This is a genomic window from Bacillus sp. D48C (assembly GCF_053345735.1).
On the sequence record NZ_JBKFAQ010000006.1, the window covers coordinates 116,548 to 135,675 of the forward strand.

12 protein-coding genes and 1 pseudogene are annotated in these 19,128 nt (G+C 36.1%); 9 read left to right on the forward strand and 4 right to left on the reverse strand.

Going from position 1 to position 19,128, the window contains the following annotated elements; translation table 11 throughout:
* Nucleotides 1-126 precede the first annotated feature (126 nt).
* From ACLBXA_RS16685 to ACLBXA_RS16695, 3 genes and pseudogenes are all read left to right on the forward strand, one after another.
* Nucleotides 127-1,859, forward strand: a pseudogene (locus ACLBXA_RS16685) (peptide ABC transporter substrate-binding protein).
* 373 nt (nucleotides 1,860-2,232) lie between these two features.
* Nucleotides 2,233-3,927, forward strand: coding sequence for a peptide ABC transporter substrate-binding protein (locus tag ACLBXA_RS16690; protein WP_000823460.1), 1,695 nt, complete (start codon nucleotides 2,233-2,235; stop codon nucleotides 3,925-3,927).
* Between the two features lie 82 nt (nucleotides 3,928-4,009).
* Complete coding sequence (locus tag ACLBXA_RS16695; protein WP_447617323.1) at nucleotides 4,010-4,729, forward strand: class I SAM-dependent methyltransferase; 720 nt, start codon at nucleotides 4,010-4,012, stop codon at nucleotides 4,727-4,729.
* Between the two features lie 40 nt (nucleotides 4,730-4,769).
* Here ACLBXA_RS16695 and ACLBXA_RS16700 read toward each other — a convergent pair whose 3' ends face one another.
* Nucleotides 4,770-5,162 (reverse strand): hypothetical protein, encoded by a 393-nt coding sequence (locus ACLBXA_RS16700; RefSeq protein ID WP_000555008.1) that lies wholly within the window; start codon nucleotides 5,160-5,162, stop codon nucleotides 4,770-4,772.
* A 136-nt stretch (nucleotides 5,163-5,298) separates the two neighbouring features.
* On the opposite strand from ACLBXA_RS16700, the gene ACLBXA_RS16705 reads away from it, so the two are divergent.
* From ACLBXA_RS16705 to ACLBXA_RS16725, 5 genes are all read left to right on the forward strand, one after another.
* Nucleotides 5,299-5,634, forward strand: coding sequence for a hypothetical protein (locus ACLBXA_RS16705; RefSeq protein WP_000842916.1), 336 nt, complete (start codon nucleotides 5,299-5,301; stop codon nucleotides 5,632-5,634).
* Nucleotides 5,635-5,705: 71 nt separating this feature from the next.
* Nucleotides 5,706-6,044, forward strand: a complete 339-nt coding sequence (locus ACLBXA_RS16710) for a VOC family protein (RefSeq protein WP_000511532.1) — start codon at nucleotides 5,706-5,708, stop codon at nucleotides 6,042-6,044.
* Between the two features lie 257 nt (nucleotides 6,045-6,301).
* Nucleotides 6,302-8,401: a vWA domain-containing protein gene (locus ACLBXA_RS16715; RefSeq protein WP_447617324.1), complete on the forward strand. Its 2,100-nt coding sequence runs from the start codon at nucleotides 6,302-6,304 to the stop codon at nucleotides 8,399-8,401.
* A 79-nt stretch (nucleotides 8,402-8,480) separates the two neighbouring features.
* On the forward strand, nucleotides 8,481-11,843 hold the full coding sequence (locus ACLBXA_RS16720) for a tubulin-like doman-containing protein (RefSeq protein WP_447617325.1): 3,363 nt from the start codon (nucleotides 8,481-8,483) through the stop codon (nucleotides 11,841-11,843).
* Between the two features lie 57 nt (nucleotides 11,844-11,900).
* The gene (locus tag ACLBXA_RS16725) at nucleotides 11,901-12,035 is read left to right on the forward strand and encodes a hypothetical protein (protein ID WP_001116178.1); all 135 of its coding nucleotides are present in this window, start codon (nucleotides 11,901-11,903) and stop codon (nucleotides 12,033-12,035) included.
* Nucleotides 12,036-12,112: 77 nt separating this feature from the next.
* On the opposite strand, the gene ACLBXA_RS16730 is transcribed toward ACLBXA_RS16725, so the two are convergent.
* Genes ACLBXA_RS16730 through ACLBXA_RS16740 form a run of 3 tightly spaced genes read right to left on the reverse strand, consistent with a single transcriptional unit; the run spans nucleotide 12,113 to nucleotide 15,882 of the window.
* Nucleotides 12,113-13,249 carry a Ger(x)C family spore germination protein gene (locus tag ACLBXA_RS16730; protein ID WP_001250481.1) on the reverse strand — a complete coding sequence of 379 codons (1,137 nt, stop codon included), beginning with the start codon at nucleotides 13,247-13,249 and terminating at the stop codon, nucleotides 12,113-12,115.
* The gene (locus ACLBXA_RS16735; protein ID WP_000166526.1) at nucleotides 13,250-14,347 is read right to left on the reverse strand and encodes an endospore germination permease; all 1,098 of its coding nucleotides are present in this window, start codon (nucleotides 14,345-14,347) and stop codon (nucleotides 13,250-13,252) included.
* Nucleotides 14,344-15,882 carry a spore germination protein gene (locus ACLBXA_RS16740; protein WP_000534546.1) on the reverse strand — a complete coding sequence of 513 codons (1,539 nt, stop codon included), beginning with the start codon at nucleotides 15,880-15,882 and terminating at the stop codon, nucleotides 14,344-14,346. The genes ACLBXA_RS16735 and ACLBXA_RS16740 overlap by 4 nt, the downstream gene beginning before the upstream one ends.
* Before the next feature lie 298 nt (nucleotides 15,883-16,180).
* On the opposite strand from ACLBXA_RS16740, the gene fdhF reads away from it, so the two are divergent.
* A complete protein-coding gene (gene fdhF, locus ACLBXA_RS16745; protein WP_000999389.1) occupies nucleotides 16,181-19,120 on the forward strand; it encodes a formate dehydrogenase subunit alpha in 2,940 nt (979 codons plus the stop codon).
* The last annotated feature ends 8 nt before the right edge of the window (nucleotides 19,121-19,128 follow it).

Sequence of the window (19,128 nt, forward strand, 5' to 3'; positions counted from 1 at the left end):
AATTACGGAAAAAAGAGTAGAATGACATTAGTTGTAATCTTCTAAAAAAAAGTCTTTAGTAAGGGGTCTCTCAAGGGTTGGTAATGTACATATAATTAGGGAGGGTACAAAAATGAAGAGAAAAAAATGAAAAAGTTAACGGCAGTTGTAATACCAGTTTTAGCGATGAGTGTTGCATTGACAGCATGTTCTGGATCAGGTGGGGAAAAGAAAACGACTACTACATCAAATAGTGGGGAAGAAAAAAATCTGATATTAAATATGCAGCGAAACAAGTATTAAATCGTACGGAAAACCAAGAAATTCCGACGATGGATACTTCTAAATCTACTGATACATTAGGTGCGCAAATTTTAGGGAACACGATGGAAGGCCTATATCGCCTTGATAAAGATAATAAGTCAATTCCTGCTGCGGCAGAGTCTAGTACGAAAAGCGAGGATGGCAAAAAATATACATTTAAACTACGTAAAGATGCAAAATGGTCAAACGGTGATCCTGTAACAGCGAAAGATTTCGTATATGGATGGCAACGCTTACTTGATAAAAATACAGCGGCAGAATATGTGTTTATCGCTTTCTATATTAAAAATGCAGAAGCAATTAATAAAGGTGAAAAACCTCTAACAGATTTAGGAGCAAAAGCGGTAGATGATTATACACTAGAAGTAGAATTAGAAAAGCCAGTACCGTATTTCTTGAATTTAATGGCATTCCCATCGTACTATCCTTTAAATGAAAAGTTCGTAAAAGAAAAAGGAGATAAGTTCGGTTTAGAAGCAGATACAACGTTGTATAACGGACCGTTCGTTATGTCTTCATGGAAACATGAACAAGGTTGGCAGCTAAAGAAAAATGATAAGTACTGGGATAAAAAGACTGTGAAATTAGAAGAAATTAACTATAGTGTAGTAAAAGAGGTTGCAACGAAAGTAAACTTATATGATACAGGATCAATTGATTTTACATTACTATCAGGAGAGTTTGTAGATAAATATAAATCGAACAAAGAAGAATATGGTGAGTATGCGGAATCAAGTACATTCTTCTTACGTTTAAATCAAAAACGTAACGGACAAGATACGCCTTTAAAGAGCAAAAAACTTCGTGAAGCAATTGCATTATCAGTTGATAAAAAAGGCTTAGCGAACGTTATTTTAAATAACGGTTCAAAAGCAACAGATCAATTAGTACCAAAAGGGCTTGCGACAGGTCCTTGTGGTAAAGATTACCAAGGTGCATTTAAAAATGGTCTAAAATATGATCCGAAAAAAGGTGCAGCAGCTTGGGAAGCAGCGGAAAAAGAACTTGGAAAAGATCAAGTTACAATTGAATTGCTAAGCTATGATGATGGAACTGCGAAAAAGATTGCTGACTATGTAAAAGATCAAATTGAGAAAAATTTAAAAGGTGTAACAATTAATACAAAAATTCAGCCGTTCAAACAAAAATTAAAATTAGAAACTGCGCAAGATTATGAAATTTCTTATGCAGGTTGGAGTCCAGACTATGCGGATCCAATGACATTTATTGATATGTTTGAATCGAAGAGCCCGTACAACCAAATGAGTTATTCAAATCCAAAATACGATGAAATGGTAGGAAAAGCAGGTAATGAATTAATGAGTGATGCGAAAAAACGCTGGGAAACGTTAGGGAAAGCTGAGAAATTATTCCTTGAAGAAGATGCAGGGTTAGTTCCTTTATATCAAACAGGAAGATCGTACGTAATGAAACCGAATGTAAAAGGAATTGTGAAACATAACATCAGTTCAGAATATAGCTTTAAGTGGGCGTATGTAACTGAGGATGGCGGAAAAAATAAAGTGAAATGCTTTTTAGTATGTATAAGGGAATAAATCTCGTTAGCCTATTGAGAATCGGATAGGTAATAAAGAAGGTTCTATCCGAGGAAATTAGAGAGGTCAGTAAGTAGTAAGAAAGATGAATGATAGTAAGAGACCTCATGCTAATAAGAAAAATATAGAACGTAGTAATAGAGTGGAATAAGGGAATGGATGTTTACATATAGTAGACGGGGGATAATTCATATAGTAGTTAAAACAACAAGTTACTATCATAAAAAAATAAATTTTTAGAAAATTTACAAAAATACTTTACAAAACTAGAAAAAACAGTAGAATATTAATTAATAAGAATTTTCTGATAACGAAAGTTAGTAGGGAATCTCTAAATGTTAATAGCGTACATATAATTGGGGAGGGTACAAAAATGAAGAGAAAAAAGATGAAAAAATTAACAGCGGTAGTAGCACCAGTTTTAGTAATGAGTATGGCATTAACAGCTTGCTCTGGATCTGGGGAAAAAGATAAAGCAAGCACAACACCAAAAAGCAGTGAAAAAGAAGGCGGAAAGCTAGCGGCGAAGCAAGTGCTTAATTTAACAGAGTCTCAAGAGATTCCATCTATGGACTCTGCTAAAGCGACAGACCAAGTATCGTTTCTCGCTTTAAACAACGTAATGGAAGGTTTGTATAGACTTGATAAAGATAATAAAGCAACACCAGGGGTTGCTGAATCATATAAAAAGAGTGATGATGGTAAAAAATATACATTTACATTGAATAAAAATGCAAAATGGTCAAATGGAGAGCCTGTAACAGCAAAAGATTTCGTATTCTCTTGGAAACGTGCGGTAGATAAAAATACAGCAGCAGAATATGCATACATTATGTTTGATTTAAAAAATGCACAAGCGATTAATGAAGGAAAAGCTGAGCTAGATACGTTAGGAGTAAAAGCTGTAGATGACTATACGTTAGAAGTAGAATTAGAAAATCCAGTTCCTTACTTTGTAGAATTAACTTCATTTGGAACATTTTATCCATTAAACGAGAAGTTTGTAAAAGAAAAAGGAGAAAAGTACGGTTTAGAAGCAGATACAACGTTATACAACGGACCATTTACATTAACAGACTGGAAACATGAAGAAGGTTGGAAGTTAAAGAAAAATGCACAATACTGGGATAATAAAACAGTTAAGTTGGAAGAAATTAACTTTAATGTGGTAAAAGATAGCGGTACACGTGTCAATTTATATGAAAGTGGACAAATTGATCGCTCAGGACTTACATCTGAATTTGTTGACAAATATAAATCAAGCCCCGATTTCTTTACACAAAAAACACCGTCAACGTACTTCTTACGCTTAAACCAAAAACGTGGTGGGCAAGATACAGTGCTAAAGAGCAAAGATTTACGTTTAGCGATTGCAAAAGCGTATGATAAAAAAGGCTTAACGAATGTAATTTTAAATGATGGTTCTACACCTGCAGATTACTTAGTACCAAAAGAATTTGCTAAGAGCCCAGATGGAAAAGACTTCCGTAAAGAAAATGGAGATATTTTAAAAACAGATGTGAAAAAGGCAAAAGAGCATTGGGAAAAAGCGAAAAAAGAACTTGGAAAAGATGCAATTACAGTAGAACTATTAAACTATGATGGTGATGGTGCGAAAAAAGTAGGAGAGTTCTTAAAAGGAGAACTTGAGAAAAACTTACCAGGCTTAACAGTGAATTTGAAAAACCAGCCATTTAAACAAAAGTTAAAATTAGAATCAGATCTAGATTATGATTTATCTTACGCTGGTTGGGGCCCTGACTACTTAGATCCAATGACGTTCATTGATATGTTCGTTACAAATGGGCCTCATAACCAAACAGGATATTCAAATCCTAAATATGATGAAATTGTGCAAAAAGGTAAAGGCGAGCTATTAACGAAAACGAAAGATCGTTGGGATAGCTTACTGAAAGCGGAGAAAATGTTACTGGAAGATGCAGCAATTGCACCATTATATCAACGTGGTGATGCAATTGTTCAAAGAGCAAAAGTAAAAGGAATTGTTCACCACCCAGTTGGTGGAGATTACAGCTACAAATGGGCATATATCGGTGAGGAAAAATAAGCTGAGGGGGCGCGTGATGCGCCCTTTTTTTATGCACTTTTCATTCTTCCTTGAATATATAAAATAAAAAAGGGAGAATCCCATGGAACGAAATACTTACATCGATTTCTTAGCTTATTACGGAATAGGAAGTGCTCATCCTGGTGGTTTTACGTTAACAAAACAATTGCTAGCACAACTGCCTCTTAGACAAGGAGCGGATGTCCTTGAGATAGGTTGTGGTACAGGGAAAACAGCGGCTTACATGACAAAAGAATTCGGTTATAAAGTAACAGCGGTTGAAAAGAATGAAATTATGATTCAAAAAGCGAAAGATAGATGGTTGTTTGAAAGATTGAATGTACAATTGATTCAAGGTGATGCAGAGCGATTACCTTGTTTAAATGATTCATTTGAGTTTGTGCTTGGGGAATCGATACTCGCTTTTACAGATAAAGAAAGGGTTATATCAGAGTGCTATCGTGTATTACAGAAGGATGGTAAGCTTGTTGTCATTGAAATGATTATTAATACACATATTGAGAAGAGTGAGGAAGAAAAAATTGCCCAATTATATGGCATGAAAGAATTATTAACTGAGAATGAGTGGGTACAACTATTTCAGAAAGCAAATTTCAAAAAAATTACAATTGCTGGCGGTGGTACAATTGCAGAAACGATATCTAGCTATATAGAAGAGCCGGAATGGAATGTATCAACATATATTCCGAATGAGTTATATGAGGCATGGGTACAGCATGAAAATGTACGGCTTATGTACCAACATATTTTAGGGCATCGTATTTTTATATGTGAAAAATAAAGAAAAAGAGTTGGCTAAAGGTAGTCAACTCTTTACTATGTTAAATGAAAAATAATGCAGCTAAAGTAATTCCGAAGATGAAACCAAATCCAAGTTCAACGCCCCAGCCACAACCGCCACCACAGCCGCCGCCACCACAATTACCGCAACCACGACCGCCACATCCACAGCTACTGAATCCACCACCGCAACCAAATCCGCAACTATCACACCTGCTAATGCCGCCGCAAAGATCACAACCACCGTTTGCATATGCGTCATAGTATCCGAATCCTGTATCAAAAGATGAGCGCTGTTGCATTGGTTCGATCCATACAGATTCATTTGTCACATCGATTATTTTGCCTAAATGAATGCGACCATCGCGATCTTCAATTCGAACAACTTTACCGAAATAACGTCGGCACGTATCATAACATCTTTGTCTATGCATGTTCTGTCCTCCTTCCCCCTTACAGTAATACGATATGTAAGGGGGACAAGTGCGGCTTGTACGAATGACCTACCTATCATAATTGTTATATGAAAGGGGAAATATAGAGAAAGGATATAGTAAGGAGGGAAAGGCAATGAAATCTACAGATCAGTTTCAAACATACGAAGTACCGTGGAAAGAATTTATAGAAGCATTGCGAGATGAAATGAAGAAACAAGTAGGAGCGGATATTATTGATACAGTAGTTTGCAATTTAGAGGATGGATTTGAAGTGTATACATATATACAGGGGGATTTAGAGTTTGAATATAAAGAAGCGCTTGAAAGAAAATACGGAAGTGATGCTAAGACTCCTAATTTGTTAACAATTATGCTATTAGCCAGCATTTATAATACGAGTGAAGCGAATATACGCTTACATGCAGATAACAAAGATAATCCAATTGTTGAAGTATATGTGAAGCAATGAAACACGCTGTGAAAGGCGTGTTTTTTATTTGTATGATAAAATATTAGAAAATTGAGAAAGAAGGTGGAGGATTGGGAATTAAACATCTTAATTTAACAGTTACAGATGTAACAGCATCTAGAGAGTTTTTAGAGAGGTATTTTGGTTTAATTTGTAGTGGAACAAGGGGGAATGCCTTTGTAGTTATGCGTGATAATGATGGATTTATACTAACTTTAATGAAGGGAAAAGAAGTTCAGTATCCAAAAACATTTCATGTAGGATTTCCACAAGGAAGTGAAGAACAAGTAGATAAGATAAATCAAAGATTGAAGAAAGATGGATTTTTGGTGGAGCCTCCTAAGCATGCCCATGCATATACATTTTACGTTGAAGCACCTGGTGGATTTACAATTGAAGTAATGTGCTAATTGAAAAATCAAACTTTTTGTTGTGTGTTTTTAATATGAAAAGTAGGAAAAGTCTGTTTTAAGTATGAAGCTTAGACAGGCTTTTTTGCTTATATAATTGGATAGAAAATGCTATAAAGAATATTACCAAGTGTATATATATGTTTACATAATAAAGTTATGGTGGGTTAGTTGTCCTAAAATACAAGTCATATATCTTGTTTCCTCTCATAAATTTAAACATAGGAATTTGTCTACAAAGGTGGCGAAGCCTCATCATGAAAATTCGAATTTGTGCCACATTCATGTTGTTTCTATTTATATGGTTACATCCTTATTGGACTTTTGCAAAAGGAGAGGAGGCAAAGGAAAGGGTCGTTTCACTTGTATATGATGATTCGGGCAGCATGAGAAATAACGATCGCTGGAAATATGCCAATTACGCTTTGCAAAGTTTAGTTGCGCTATTAGATGAAAAAGATACATTTTCTTATGTTCCAATGAGCAAGCCGAATAATCCGTTAAACATTTCGTTAACGAAGGATAAAAGGCAAACAGAAATTGAAGGAATTGGAGCGTGGAAAACGTATTTAAATACTCCTTTTAGCGCAGTAGAGACGGCGATGCAATCTATAAAAAAGGAAGCAGATATAGATGGAAAACGTGAATTTTGGCTTATTGTATTAACTGACGGGGCATTTAATGATCTAGAAAAAGATAAAGTTGGCGGAAAAGAACAAATTACACAGAAATTAGCCCAGTTTAAGAAAGAAATGGATGCAAAAAAGATATCGTTACATCCAGTCTTAATTACGATGGAAGAAGATTTAGGACAACAAGAAAAAGAACAACTAAATACGTTCAAGGAAATATGGAAGAAAGAGATAAACGGAGTTACGATGCCGTCAAGCGGAGAGGATGGCATTGTAAAAAGTGTAAATCAAGTGGCAGCATTAGTTGCGAATCGTGATCCATTCTCCTCCGTTGAATCGATTGTAAAAACGAAAGTAGTAGGAAAGAAAGTAGAGATTACAACGCCGTTCCCATTAAAGCGTATGACGCTTGTACGACAATCGCCTTCGCTGTCTAATTATCAGGTCACACAAATTTCGAAACCATTACAGTTACAGTCTTCTTTTTCCATACATGCACCCGGAGAAGCGAAATTATTCGGAAATATAGTTCATATAAGCACGGAAAATCAGGAAGTCATTAAACCAGGAACATATACGATAGAAGTGGATCGGGATATTGAGAAAGAAGAATTGCAAGTACTTGTTGAACCAGCGCTTAACTATACGGTTTCTACTTATGACAAAGATGATAATAGTCAAAAAAATGTTGAACAAATGTACGAAGGTGTTACTGCTGTTATTGAAGCAAAGCCTACTGAGTTACCAATTCAGTCTTCTTACTTTCAAGCAGAAGTAGAAATAGACGGAAAACAATATCCGATGAAGTGGAACGATAAGAGGCATGTGTTTTATTACGAAACGAAGATTGGTAAAGGGTTAGTACGTGGAAAAGTTCATATGAATATAAAGGGATTTTACAGACAGACGAAAGAATTCAAAATTGAAACAACAGAAAAGCCAAAATTATCACTTCAAACTGTTACGAAAGATTATGAAGAAAAAGTAACGAATTTAGAGAATAGTAAACCGTTTATTTTACAACCAAAGTTAGATGGTAAGCCGATGACAGAAGGGGCTGTAAAGAAACTATTAAAATCTACTGGTGTCACATCTAAACAATCAATCAACTATGAAATAAAACAACGTGGTAATCAAATTTACGTTTATCCTCGTCCTTATTACTCCGACACATTCAATTTCACAGATACTGGCACCGTAGAAGCTACCATCGTTATACAAGATGCGAAATTACAAGAAGTAAAGAAGCAAATATCACTCCATATTCAAAGTGCGCCGTTTTATGAAAAGTATGCGCTTATTTTTAAGTTTGTCATTCCTATCACTTTATTGCTGCTAGTAGTAGGCATAATCGTTTTAGGATGGATTGTTCGTCCAAGATTTCACCGGAAAGCGCTATTGTATTACGAATGGGATCAAGAAGTAGCGAAAGATTGGTTATATCAATCTGAACCAGAATTACTTCGAAATAAATGGTGGAAACATTATTTTGGTATCCCATTTCGAGCAGAAAGAAAAACTGTGCAATCCGTTACGTTTATAGCCAAGAAAGGTTCGAAATCTGTCTTTGTAGCGAAAGAGTCACAAGTAGTAGGAATGATTATTGATGGGATGTTTATAACAGAGGAAGAAGTAGGAATGGAGCATAAGACACTATATCCAAATGAACTTTTACTAATTGATAGAGGATATGGTAAGGAGATTTACAAATACGAATGTGAATAGTAGATAGGGAAAAGAAGGGGATGGAGTATTGATTCTCTTTCCCTTTTTTCAAACAAGCAAGAATAGGAAGGTGGTTCACATGACATTACAAGTTCCAACAATATTAATTGGTTTAGGTGGAATCGGTAGTACTGTGACGCATCAAATATATGGAAAACTGCCTGAAGAGCGCCGAAAAAAGGTAGCAATGCACGTATTTGATACAGATGTGAATACTTTGAGTAAATTTGATCATATTCGAAAGTTTAAGACACAAACAAGTTCTAGTAAAACGCCTAGGGAGTATATTGCGGGAGATCCAACGATTCCAGAGTGGTTTCCGATGGATCCGACTATACTTGATAAACCATTAACAGAAGGAGCAGGACAGTTACGTGTCATTTCACGTTTAGCGTTACGTGCTGCGATGAAAGAAGATAAATTGACCTCTTTTTGGCAAGAAATCGAGAAAATTTTTCCAGTTACAAGTGATCAAACAGAATATGGTGTGCGTGTCATTATAGTAACATCACTAGCAGGCGGAACAGGTTCGGGGATGTTTCTACAAATTGCATTATATTTACGTGAAATGCTTCGGAAAAAATTGCAGCATCATAACATTTTAATACGCGGTGCGTTTTTAATGCCTGATGTTTTAGTAAAGACGAGAACAGTTAGTGCGAAAGAGTTTGAGACGGTGCAAGCAAACGGATATGCATCGTTAAAAGAATTACATGCTATTACGCTCGGTTCTACTGGAGAATTATCAAAACGCGGCGGGGTAACAATTGAATTAGAGTATCGCCCTGATCAAGTAGATGAAGACGGAAGAACGAATCATACAATTAAACAACATCATTTACCGTACAATTATTGTTTCTTATACGACTACGAAAACCTACATGGACACCATTTGCACAATTTATCAGATTATATGGAGCAAATGGCAAATACAATTTATTTACAGTTATTTAGCCCGATGTCTACAAATCATTTTGCACAGGAAGACAATCAAATTCAGCAATTAGCAGAATCAAGCGGAAAAGGACGATATTGCGGGGCAGGAACGGCAAAACTCATTTATCCGTATGAGCATGTGTTAAAATATTGTGCTTTAAAATGGGCTGTGCAAGGTTTAGATGAATCGTGGCTTCATTTAGATCAACTGTTTCAAGAGAAGAAGCAAAGATATGACCAAGATGTAAAACGTGGGATGCAGCGTGAAAAGCCGGAGAGAGGTAAAAGTTATTTAGAGGACTTGGAACATCTTGCTACCCGTCCAGAGCAAGCTCATATTTTCTATAGACAAATGTACAATGAAACGCGTGAAGGAGCAGAGGGTGGTAAGCTCGGAGTTGCGAAATCAAAACTGTTTTTAGAAGCTGTAGAAAGTTATGTACAACGCACGGTGCAAAAAGATGAGGAATTAAATCGTCTGCAACATGAGTGTAAAATTTCAGCTGCGAAGCTGAAAATGATGGAACAAATGAAAGGTGAAGTGGCAAGAGTGGATCATGCGGTGCGTTTATATGCGTATGCGATTCCGAGCCGTGTACATGAACATGTAACGACACTTTTATATGACATGATTGAATCAGACCGCTTTTCACCAAGTGGTTCTGAAGGGCAGTCCTATCAACTAAATACATGGTTTTTAAAGAAAACAGATCCAGTTCACCCAGTAGCAGCACGTTTTATGTTATATGAAATTCGAAAGCAGTTAGTAGAAAAAATGAATCGACTACATGAAAATAATGAACAAAAGCGTAATGTAATTCAAAACTACGATAAAAAATTTAATGTGGGTAATATCGATGGAACGGTAACGGCTGTACGCCGAGTAGAAATTGCTCAACAACAAGGCTGGTTTGGAAAAATGATTAATAATCAGCAACGTTTATTCAAAAGAGAATTTGAAGACATCGTAACGCAATATGTACACAAATTAAATGAATATCGAAAAGAAATGCTATTAGAACTTGTGTATCAATCGCTATATCAAACAGTTAATAAAATGATTCAATATTGGGAAAGGTTTTTTGATAATTTACATGAAACACGTGAAAATTTATTGTTTGAAATCCAAAAGCGCAGTAAGGAATTTGAAGGGAAAACAAACCCGACGAATGTATATGTATTAGCTGAGGAACAGCTGCAAGAAAAGATATGGCAAGATATGCAGCAACATTTAAATTTAGGTGTACTACCGAAAGATATATCAGCGGAAATTTATATGAGTTTGTACGGGGAATATTGTCGTGATGCGAAAACAGAAGAGATTCAGTCGAAAAAGGTAGAGGATTTCTACCGAGAACATATACTGAGCTATTGTTATGACGAACTGCAAGTACGCTATCGTGATAAATTAGAACTGAATATCATTGAGGCGTTGCGAAAAGAAGCGGATTATAAGAAACGTGATCGCGATGAATACGTTCGTGAAAAAATTGAAGACCTGTTCCATTTAGCGAGTCCATTCGTTCCGAAAGTTGCTCATCATAGGGAATTACAATATTGGGGTATACATCCTTCTTTAAAGAAAGAGCTGCAAGAGGAATTAATTCAAGAAATGTTTAAAGAAAAAGATACAGTACATGAAGCCTTTTCGCCATTTGAAGTGATCTGTTATCGAGCACATTACGGCTTATCGCTGCAAGACTTTCCTAAATTATCATCAGGACATATTTCAAACGGATTTATGAATGATAAAGGTGACTATTTCCAATCGTATTATCGCCGTGTAAACAAATTAAATAGTAAAAAATCTAGTTTAACGCCGCATTTAGATAAGTATTGGCACTTACCAGCCTTTATGCCAGATTTAAACGCGACTCAAACAAAATTAGATTATGATAAATGTAATCGTGCATTACTATACGCATATATGTATCGCTGGATTAGTTTAGTTGCTGTTGATGGACAGTTTGTGTATCAATATAACGGTGTGGGACGTAGCTTTTTAATTCAGTCGATGGGGAAAAATATTTCAAGCGAAAGTTATAAATTACACAGAGCATTGCTTCATAATCCGTTTATTTATGAAAACATCTTGTCACGATTTGAAGAAGAGCAAGAAAAGGCGATGATACAAGGTGGACATTTATATACACATCCGTTCGTATTAGGAGCCCAAGATGTAAGATGGCTTAGAAAAGAACATGTCCACAATCTTTTAGACATGATTTTAATGTATGACCGTGAAGCGAAGTATGATCCGACGTTAGAAGAAACATCAGATGAATTATTAAGACTATTCCTTGATGAAATCGAGTTGTATTTCCAGAACTATTACGGTACAGGTGCCGATATGGTGGCAAAGAAAGAGAAAGAAATGTTTATTAAACAATTGTGGGATCGCTCGCATGCAAAAGGATATGTAGATCCAAATAGCGCTCCGTATAAAAAATGGCAAAATTTATTAAGTGTTCAAGATGAAGAAGAAACGCCAAAAACGAATGTATAATGAATGAAAAGGGAATCCTTAAAAGTGGCAATACAACTTTAGAAAAGAGGGATTCTGATGCCGTTTTTAGGAAGTGTATATCAAATATTTGGATTATATCCAGAAATTTATTATGGAATGATTTCAGCTGAACTTGCGGAGCAGCAAAGGTTGGAACAAGCGGAAAACGAAGAACCAGAAACAGAAGCGTAACTGCATAAGCTTCAAAATAAAAAATGATAACACGCTACTTGCTCTTTAAACGTATAAGAGCAAGTAGCGTGTTTTTTCTATTTAATAATCCCATTTTCTAAAATTTTAATAGTTGGTGCTACTTTCACATTAGCTTTTGAAAAGGCACGTGGCCAATCATCTTCAACTTGTTTCCATTCTTTATAGTGAAATGCTCTCGCATAATCACCAAATCCGAATGGATCGAGTTGCTGTTTTTGAATTTTGTAGATTAATTCGTTTAAATCTTTGTTTAGTTGTTTTGTAATAAGAGAAGTTAATTTCTTTCTATCTTTATCTATATCCATGTTGAATGTAAGTTCAGATACGGCAATTTTTAAATCCATTTTAATATTAAATTTGAAGCGGTTATCGCTATAGTCTGTATCGATATCATGATTCATACTAAGAACGTTTATTGTTATGAAATCGTCGCCTTTTGTATCTTTTAGATGGCTATTACTTTCAACTAAATTAGAGGGGATTTTCATTGTAAGTGAAACGGGTATATTAGCTTTCTTTTGCACCATAAGAAGAAGGGCACTTTCATAGCGATTTAAAGACATCTTATAAGTTCCACGAGAAGTTAATAGTGCCGAACCGGTAACAATAACATCTTTCTTCCCTTTTTTTATTTCTGAAATAGCAGGAGTTACGCCTTTATTAAAAGTTTGTCTATGAAATTCATGGAATGTCGTAAACACGGTCCGATTGTATAGTTTGTTCGTATTAATTAAATCTGTTAAATATTCAGGAAGAGCAGGCTTATCTTTGAAATTATTATATATAACAGAAGAAATGGGGCCATCTACTGCAACCATGCGCATATTTCCTGTATTTTTAGGATCGCGATACCAAACATCCAGATAAGGCATAGCTCCTTCTTGTTTTAAAAAATTTGTGCTAAACAATATGAGCTGTAACTTTTCTGTGGACACTAAACCGCTGCTTGAACTGTTAAACGTATCTTTTGCTTCTCGGGGTGTATGTACTTTCGCTTCATGAATTTCGTACTTTTTCTCTACATCTTCATTAAAAATAGGGTTTACGTGATACACAATTAATTTTCCTTTTGGTTTTGCGTCAAAACCGTAAATTAATGAGATGGATTGTTTTTCTAAATCAAGCCGATCTTCACAGCCTACTAAAAAAATTATGAGGAAACAAAATATAATAAAATGAATACAACGTCTCATTTAAATTTTTCTCCTTTTCCAATGCTGATAAAGTGTCATGTATAAGAGAAATACCACTGGGAATAGAAAAACGATAAAATAACTAGCAGTTCCCCAAAATTCCCGCAACGCACTTATCTGATAAGAAGAAGGGATATAAAAGAATAAGATGAAAATACATCCGAATAATAAAAAATAAATAGGTAATGAACTGCCTTTTTTGTTAAGTAATTGATTAATTCCATCTGAAGCAGTGAAAATATAAGGAATACAGGAATCAAAAATAATAAAGAGATAAAATGACAAAAAGATAATTTCAAATCGCTCAAGAAATGAGAAGTGAAACGGTGTAACAAGAGAAAGTGTCGGCCATAAAAACTTTGTTATACCATCTGGACTAAAATAAATAAAAGAAACGAACGTGATTTGAAGATAAATAAATAACGTAATCAAATTCGCAATAACGATTCCTTTTTTTGCAGATGCTTTGTTAGTTAAATAAGGATAAAGGACAAACGAAAACTCGAATCCGAGAAACGCAATGATAGTTGATTTCACGGTGTTTATAATTGGTAGCCATCCTTCCTTGATAAGAGGAAGTAGATATATAAAATGCCCATCTTTAAGAGGAATAAATAATAATAATGGCATCCAAAGTGTAAAGATGACAGTGAAAACAGCAAAACGACTAATAATAAGTGCTCCTTTACATGCAAGCATAAGCATTGGAATAGATAGCAAAATCATAATTAAAGACATAGGAGATCTAGGTAAAATCCAAATGTGAATAACGTATAAGAGGGAAAAAATTAAGGAAACAGCTGCGAGTACAGCATATAAAATCCAAAAAATCATTACTACTCTTCCTAGCCATTTTCCAAGATAGCGTATCAGCACATCAAGTAAAGTATATCCTGGATGTTTTTCCATAATTTTTACAATACATAGACTGACTAAAGTAGTAATGACACATCCGATAATAATAGACATCCAGCCATCTGTATTCGCCCCTTGTGCAACTTCACGCGGGAGTGTAAGTACGCCGAATCCGACTTGAACACCACTAATAGTTAAAATGTATTGAAATAAAGTGATTTCCCTCTTTGCACGTTTTGTCACTTATTCTCCTCCTTTTCCTCAACATCGCTTTGCCGGTTATTTTGTTTTAATTGTAGAGATAGTGGCCGTTTCTTCATGATTTTCCATGGGAAACGTACAAGGGTATCTTTTAAGTCCGAGGCATATGACGGAGAAAAAGGACTACCATATGGCACACCAAGTGATTCCATAGAAAGAATATGGATGATAATGATTGCCATTCCAACCATAATTCCAATGACGCCAAATAAAGAGGCTGCTATCATCATTGGGAATCGAAGAAGCCGAATTCCTGCTGACATTTCTAAGTTAGGAATAATGAAAGAGGCAACCGCAGTAATTGATACGACGATAACCATAACGTTACTAACAATCCCAGCTTGAACCGCAGCTTGTCCAATTACAATTCCTCCTACGACGCCGATTGTTTGTCCAACAGGCCCAGGAAGCCGAATCGCTGCTTCTCGGAGCATTTCGAGAACTAATTCCATTAATAAAGCTTCTAATATGGGGGGGAAAGGAATTTTGGCTCGAGATTCTCCAATCGTTAACAACAATTTGAGCGGAATTACTTCATAATGGAAGGAAATCATAGCAATATAAAGAGCAGGAGCAAATATTGCAATAAATAGCCCAGTGAAACGAAGAAGTCGTATAAAAGATGGAATCATAGGTCTGAAGCTGTAATCATCTATCGTCTGAAAAAAGGATGAAAAGGTCATAGGTCCTATTAATACGCCTGGTGAGCGATCTACAACAACAGCGATTCGCCCATTCAAAATATGATGTGCCGTTGTGTCAGGACGTTCAGTGATAGACAATTGTGGGAAGAGAGTATAGGAATTATCTTCAACAAATCCTTCTAATTCACCGGTAGTAAGAATAGCATCTACTTTGATTGATTCGATGCGGCATGCCATATCTTGTACAACATCTTCGTTTGCAACATCTGCAAGATAAAGTAAAAAAACTTTAGAGGTTGCTCGTTCGCCAACAGTGAATTCCTTCACTTTTAATTCGCGATTTGGAATATAGCGACGAATAAGTGCGATACTATCACTTGCCACTTCATTAAATCCTTCGTGTGAGCTTTTTATGGAAGTCTCTGTTGTAGGTTCTTCAATGCTCCTTTTTGGCGCCGCTTGTGTATCTAGTTCTAAAGCCGATAATTGACCGTTTATAAATAAAATACTTTTGCCATGTAAGAGAGATTGCTCAATGTCTATCCACTTCTGAACTTTTTTAATATTCCCTATAGAAACAGAAGATTCCCAAAAATCGTCTTCATTCCATTCTTTAAATAAGAGAGGCCGAAGAATATCTACATTAATAACAGTTTTATCTACAAGTCCTTCCATATATATAAGAGCAGCTTCTTTTCCGTTTTTTAACGGGAAAGTGCGTGTAATTAATTCTGGAATACCACTAAATAATTTGGATAAGTGTTTAAGATTAAGCGGCATGGAGGAAGAAATTTCTTTATGTAATACAGTTTCAGATTGCTCGTGTGTAGAGAAAGATTTTTCGCCCCTTATCCATTTTCGAAAAGAACCCATATATTCACCTTATTCCTCGTTGAACTTTATATGGGTTATTATGGATAGTTACATACAGACATATGCGCAGTTTAAAATTTATATTGTATATTTGTACATTTAACGCTATAATTATAGTGTTAAAGATGGAATCGTGATATGACCTGTTATGAATCTATCGTTTTATTTATGAATAAATGGATTGGTATTTTAGCAAGATGTGCTAATAAACTACTCCACCATGATAATAGCGTGCCAAAAATGTGGTGCGTATATTTTCGTGGTGGAGTTTTTTTATTCTCAAAAAGGGGGAAAGACCATGAATGACAACATGGTTCATATTACAATTGACGGAAAAAAGTATGCAGCGGAGCCTGGTTCAACGATATTGGGTGTGATTAATGAGAACGGGATTGAACATCCGCAAATTTGTTACGTGCCAGAAGTAGATTCTATTCAAACATGTGACACTTGTATTGTAGAAGTTGACGGAAAGTTAATGCGTTCTTGTTCGACGATAGCAACGGAAGGTATGGACATTGAACGTGCTTCTGTTCGCGCAAAAGAAGCACAAACAGAGGCGATGGATCGGTTACTAGAAAATCATTTATTATACTGTACAGTATGTGACAATAACAATGGGAACTGTAAACTGCATAATACAGCAGAATTAATGGAAATCGAACATCAAAAATATCCTTATGAACCGAAAGTAGATGTAAGTGAAGTTGATATGACGCATCCGTTTTATCGCTATGACCCTAATCAATGTATTGCATGCGGTCAATGCGTTGAGGTGTGTCAAAACTTACAAGTAAATGAAACGTTATCGATAGACTGGGAAGCGGAACGCCCACGAGTTATTTGGGATGAAGGAGTAAATATTAATGATTCTTCATGCGTTAGCTGTGGTCAATGTGTAACGATTTGCCCTTGTAACGCTTTAATGGAGAAAACGATGCTCGGTGAAGCTGGATTTATGACGGGATTAAAACCAGATATTCTTGAACCGATGGTAGATTTAATTAAAGAAGTTGAGCCTGGATATAGCGGTATTTTTGCGGTATCAGAAGTGGAAGCGGCCATGCGTGATACTCGTACGAAGAAAACGAAAACAGTATGTACATTTTGTGGTGTAGGTTGTTCGTTTGAAGTGTGGACGAAGGGGCGTAAAATCCTTAAAGTACAGCCATCTTCAGATGCACCAGTTAACGCAATTTCCACTTGTGTAAAAGGGAAATTTGGTTGGGATTTCGTAAATTCTAAAGAACGAATTACAAAACCTTTAATTCGTAAAAATGGAACGTTTGTTGAATCTACATGGGAAGAAGCATTGAATGTAGTTGCAAGTAAATTAGGATCGATTAAAGAAGAGTATGGTAAAGATGCTATCGGTTTTATTTCTTCATCTAAAATTACGAATGAAGACAATTACGTTATTCAAAAACTAGCCCGACAAGTATTTGAAACGAATAATATTGATAACTGCTCACGTTATTGCCAATCACCAGCAACGGATGGTTTGTTCCGTACAATTGGTATGGGCGGTGATGCAGGAACGATTAAAGATATTGCGCAATCTGGTCTTGTTATTATTGTAGGATGTAATCCGACAGAAGGTCATCCTGTTTTAGCTACACGTATTAAACGTGCACATAAATTACACGGACAAAAGTTAATTGTAGCTGATCTTCGTAAAACAGAAATGGCAGAGCGATCAGATGTCTTTATTAGTCCAAAACAAGGAACAGATCAAGTATGGTTAATGGCTGTTACGAAATATATGATTGATCAAGGTTGGCATGATCAAGAATTTATTAATGAGAATGTAAACTTCTTTGAAGATTTCAAAGAGAGCCTGAAAGAATATACACTTGAATATGGAGAAGAAATGACTGGTATTTCAAAAGAAACACTTATTCAAATGGCTGAAATGATTCGTGATGCAGATGGTACATGTATCCTTTGGGGGATGGGAGTAACGCAAAATACAGGTGGCTCTGATACTTCCGCTGCGATTTCAAACTTACTTCTTGCAACAGGGAACTATCGTCGTCCAGGAGCAGGTGCATACCCACTTCGAGGTCACAATAACGTACAAGGTGCTTGTGATATGGGTACTTTACCAGGATGGCTTCCAGGATATCAGCACGTTACTAACGAAATGGAACGTGCGAAATTTGAAACTGCTTACGGAGTGAAAATTGATAGTGAACCAGGTCTTAATAATATTGAAATGCTTCACGCAATTGACGAAGGAAAAATGAAAGCAATGTATCTTGTCGGAGAAGATATGGCTCTTGTAGATTCTAATGCAAATCATGTACATGAAGTGTTAACGAGCCTTGATTTCTTCGTTGTGCAAGATGTTTTCCTTTCTAAAACTGCTCAATATGCAGATGTTGTATTACCAGCAGCGCCATCTCTTGAGAAAGAAGGTACTTTCACAAATACAGAGCGCCGTGTCCAAAGATTATATCAAGTTCTTCCTACGCTAGGAGATGCGAAACCAGACTGGTGGATCGTCCAGGAAGTTGCGAATAAACTAGGTGCAAACTGGAATTATAGCCACCCAAGTGAAATCTTTGCTGAAATGGCAAGTTTATCACCATTGTTCTCGCAAGCGAACTATGAAGTGCTTGAAGGATGGAACAGTTTCCATTGGGGAAGTTTTGATGGAACGAATACACCACTTCTGTTCCAAGATGGATTTAACTTCCCAGATAAAAAAGCTCGTTTTGCGATTGCTGACTGGGTACGTCCAGCTGAATTTCCAGCCGAGTTTGACCTTCACATTAACAACGGTCGTATGCTTGAGCATTTCCATGAAGGGAATATGACAAATAAATCAACAGGTATTCAAACGAAAGTACCTGGTGTTTTCGTTGAAATCTCTCCAGACCTTGCAAAAGAACGTGGCGTAAAAACAGGTTCGTTAGTTCGTCTTGTCTCTCCTTTTGGAGCATTAAAATTACGTGCACTCGTTACAGATCGTGTAAAAGCGAATGAGTTATATTTACCGATGAACTCTACAGATAACGAAACGGCAATTAATTTCTTAACAGGTCCTGCTGTGGATGTACGTACGAATACACCTGCGTATAAACAAACGAAAGTACGTATGGAAGTGTTAGAAGTTGATGGCGAAAATCCGATGCCAAAAGCGAACCCACGCAATAAAAAACGTCACCCTCAAGCTGGAATTGAGGTACATCGTAAGTGGGCACGTACAGGGTATGTGCATTTAACGGATAAGTAGGAGGAGAA